This window comes from Streptomyces pyxinae (assembly GCF_024756275.1).
Taxonomy (GTDB): Bacteria; Actinomycetota; Actinomycetes; order Streptomycetales; family Streptomycetaceae; genus Streptomyces; species Streptomyces pyxinae.
Genome location: NZ_JANUGQ010000076.1, coordinates 1 through 370, shown reverse-complemented (window position 1 = coordinate 370; position 370 = coordinate 1). Strand labels below are relative to the sequence as shown.

The following is a 370-nucleotide window of genomic DNA, read 5'->3' as shown; positions in this document are numbered from 1 at the left end:
TCTCTACCTCGACCCGCCGGAGAAGGCGCTCGTCCTCTGCGTGGACGAGAAGTCGCAGATCCAGGCGCCGGACCGGTCCCAGCCAGTGCTGCCGATGATGCCCGGCGTCCCCGGACGCCGCAGCCACGACTGCGTCCGGGCCGGCACCACGACCCTCTTCGCCGCCCTCTAGGTCGCCACCGGCGAGGTCATCGGCTCTCTCCACCGCCGCCACCGGGCGGCCGGGTTCAGGAAGTTCTTGACCGAACTCGACAAGGAAGTCCCAGCCGACCTCCAGGTTCATCCGATCCTGGACAACTACGCGACCCGCAAGACACCCGACATCAAGAAGTGGCTGCCGGCCCACCCGCGGTTCCACCCGCACTTCACG

At 68.4% G+C, this 370-nt stretch carries 1 pseudogene; it reads left to right on the top strand.

Features of this window, described 5'->3' with window-relative positions:
* Positions 1-370, top strand: a pseudogene (locus NX801_RS30645) (transposase); the annotation flags it as partial.